Annotated in this window: 3 protein-coding genes; 1 reads left to right on the top strand and 2 read right to left on the bottom strand. The window is 73.6% G+C overall.

Annotated elements, in window-relative coordinates; genetic code table 11:
- The coding region (locus tag L7D48_RS27420; RefSeq protein WP_237883578.1) for a phosphoribosyltransferase family protein at positions 1 to 1,263 on the bottom strand (1,263 nt) is incomplete at its 3' end.
- Entirely contained in the window at positions 1,260 to 2,432 is a 1,173-nt protein-coding gene (locus L7D48_RS27425) for an HpcH/HpaI aldolase/citrate lyase family protein (protein ID WP_237883579.1), read from the bottom strand. The genes L7D48_RS27420 and L7D48_RS27425, both read right to left, overlap by 4 nt.
- Before the next feature lie 180 nt (positions 2,433 to 2,612).
- Between L7D48_RS27425 and L7D48_RS27430 the strand changes: the two genes are divergently transcribed.
- Positions 2,613 to 3,357, top strand: a 745-nt coding sequence (locus tag L7D48_RS27430) for a TerD family protein (protein WP_237883581.1), incomplete at its 3' end; no start/stop codon positions are given.

Consider the following 3,357-nt stretch of genomic DNA (forward strand, 5'->3'; position numbering starts at 1 on the left):
GTCGGAGGGGTCGTCGTGGGCGGGGAAGACCAGGCGGGTGCGGATGGCGTAGCCGGGCTCGTCGACCGCCAGGACGGGTGAGCGGGTGGTGGTGGAGTAGCGGACCTCGGCGCCGGTGGCGCCGGTGAGGGCGCCGGCCAGCCGCAGCGGCGCGTACATCAGCTCCTCGCACCCCAGGACGAGCACCCTGCGCGCCCCCTCGGGCAGGTGGGCGGCGATCCGGTCGGCCATCGCCGGCAGCGCGGCCTCCAGCCGGGCGCGGTGGGCGGGGGTGAAGCCGTGCCGCCCGCCGTCGGGCAGGCCCGTCGGCCAGCCCAGGTCGACGCGGCGCACCTGCTCGGGACCGAATCCGGGCGCGGGCCGCGGCGGCGGGCTGTCGTGGGCCTCGACCAGGGCGGCGCCGCGCTCCAGTACGCCGTCGGGGAGGCGTACGGTGCCGGTGGCCAGGGCCACCACGTCGATGCGGGCGCCGAGGTCGGCGGCGAACTTCTCCAGCCGGGCCCGGTCCTCCGGTCCGCGCAGGTCGGTCAGCGCCACGATCACGTACCGCTCGCGCGGGAAGGCGCGGTGCAGTGCGGTGACGGTGTTGAGGACGGTGGTGCCGGTGGAGAACTCGTCGTCCACCAGGACCAGCGGCCCGTTCCCGGCCAGCAGCTTCGGGTCCTGCGGCAGCAGCAGATGGGAGGTGGCGTGGGAGTGCTCCTCCTCGAAGCCGCCCACCGGCTCCACACCGGGGACGACGCGGCGAGTGGAGTGGAGGTAGGGGGCGGTGCCCAGGCCGTCGGCGACGCTGTGGCCGAGGCCGGTGGCGGTCTCGGCGTAGCCGAGGACGACCGCGCGGCCGGCGTCCGCGCCCAGCAGCTCGCGGACGCGTTCGCCCAGGCGCAGTCCGGTGCCGTGGACGGTCCCGGGCAGCTGGGGGACGTGCTTGCCGAGCACCTGCGAGACCAGCAGGTGCGCCCGGCGGGGGTTGCGCCGCAGGGCCAGGCCGAGCAGATCGCGCAGACGGCCGGCCTCCTCGCCGGGCGGGGTCTCCAGCCGTACTCCCAGCCGCTGTGCGACCCACTCGCCGGACCACTGGCCGGACCCCTGCCCGGGGCTCTTGCCGGACTCCCGGCCGGGGCCGGGCCGGCCGGTCTCCCCCGGCGCCCCTGTCTCCCGTCCGCTCGTGCGCCCGTCCGCGTCCGCCGCCTGCGTCACCCTGCCGTACCCCTCGCCGTGGCCGTGGTCGCGGCCGTGGTCGTACTCGTTCGTATGACTCATATGCTCCCAGCCGCCAGCAGCTCGACGAACCCCACGCCCTCGTGCGCGACACCGAAGACCTCGGCCCGCAGCAGGGTGCGCTCGGCCCAGGCGCGGTGCGGCTTCACCTCGTTCATCTTGTTGGTGTAGGCGGAGCGCAGCACTCCGCCGCCGCAGCGCTCGGGGCGCAGTATGTCGGTGGCGTCGCTGAACTCCTCGTGGCTGACCACCGACAGGGCGTGGACGGGTGCGACGTGGGAGGGGTGGATGCACGTCTTGCCCTGCAGGCCGTTGGCACGGTCCAGGCCGATCTCGCGCAGCAGTCCGTCCATGTCGTGTTCGATCAGCGCGGCGCGCAGCTCCTCGGCGCGGCCGGTGAACGGGCTCTGGCGCAGCTGCGGTTTGAACATCCGCTCCTGGAGCCGGAAGTACTCCCACACCGGTCCGGTGACGGTGAAGCCTGTGCCGTCGGCCCGGCCGAGCACGTTGACCACATCGGCTATCACCGAGGCGACGATCTGCACGTCGTAGGCGGTCATGTCGGGGCTGCGGCGCAGTCCGTACGCGGAGCAGAAGTCGGTGACGCCCAGACGGAGCGCCAGGACCCGGTCGCGGTACTTGTCGACGGTGCGGGCTATCCCGGTGAGCGTCTCCGCCCGCGTCTCCAGGTGCAGGAGGTCGGGGGACTCCAGGACGGGCATGGCGAACAGCCGCCGTCCGCAGTCGGCTTCGGCCGCGGTGAGCGCCTCCAGGAAGGGCAGGCCGCGCTCCTCGGTGAACTTGGGCAGCACGAAACCGGACAGCAGGCGGGTGCTGGGGCCCAGGCGCCGGACCAGGGAGGTGATCTGCGCGGGCTCGCGGACGCGGACGAACAGCAGCGGGGGCTCGGTGGAGCCGGCGGCGGGGGCGGAGGCGGCCAGCTCGGCGAACTGCCGGACCAGGTTCTCCTCGGCGCCGGGTACTTCGGCGTCGTCGATGGAGTCCTCCAGGCACAGCACCATGGAGACCACGCCCCGGCGGGCCTGCTTGAGCACGTCGTCGGCGAGCCGGGGGCGGGTGGCGGGGCTGTAGAGGGTGGCGCCGAGGGCCACCGACAGCAGACGGGCCGGGGACCGCGCCGAGAACTCGGCCGGTTCCTTGTGGAACAGTTCCCGCCGCACCTGTGGCGAAAGGTGTCCGAAGTGGCGCACAGGACCCCCGTTCCATCACCGGCCCCATGTCTTTCATGAGCGAGAACCGGCCGATCATCGTAAGCACGCGCGTGGCTCAAAAGTTACTCGAACGCATGAACATAGCATTACTTACGCATAAACCCGGGGTGCCGAGGCACCCGCGTTGTACCGGCGGGCCGCGACAGGCAGGATGGCGCTATGACGCACGCGATGCTGAAGGGGTCGAACATCCAGCTCCACGCGACGGCCGTGCGCGCCGTACTGCGCTGGACACCGGGCACGGGCGTCCGCGACGTCGACGCCTCCGCGCTGCTGCTGGGCGCGGACGGGCGTGTGCGCTCCGACGAGGACTTCGTCTTCTACAACCAGCCCCGGCATCCCTCCGGGCTGGTGCGGTACCTGCCCAAGAGGCGCGAGCCGGAGGGGCTGACGGACTCGGTCGAGGTGGACCTCGGCCGCCTCGACCCGTCGGTGGAGCGGGTGATGCTTTCCGCGTCGGCGGACGGCGGCACCTTCGCCGATGTGCGCGATCTGGTGCTGCTGGTGGTGGACGCCGACGGCGGTGAGACGGTCGCCCGTTTCGAGATCCGTCCCGAGACGGGCTCGGAGACGGCGCTGATCTGCGGCGAGCTGTACCGGCGCGGGGACGGCTGGAAGTTCCGCGCGCTGGGGCAGGGGTACGCCACCGGGCTGGTCGGGCTGGCGACGGACTTCGGCATCTCGGTGGAGGAGGCCGAGTCGGCCGCGCCCGGGGAGCCGGGGCAGACGATCCCGCAGCCGCCTCCGGAGCCGGGCTTCCCCCAGCCGGAACCGATGCCCGAGCCCCGTCCCGAGCCGCAGCCGCACCCCGAGCCGCCGCCCGGGCCGAACCCTCCGCCGCCGCGCCCCGTCCCCGGCCCCACGCCCGGGCCGGAACCGCTGCCCGAGCCGGAACCGCAGCCAC

The organism is Streptomyces sp. ICN903, from assembly GCF_022015835.1.
In the GTDB taxonomy this organism is placed as follows: domain Bacteria; phylum Actinomycetota; class Actinomycetes; order Streptomycetales; family Streptomycetaceae; genus Streptomyces; species Streptomyces fenghuangensis.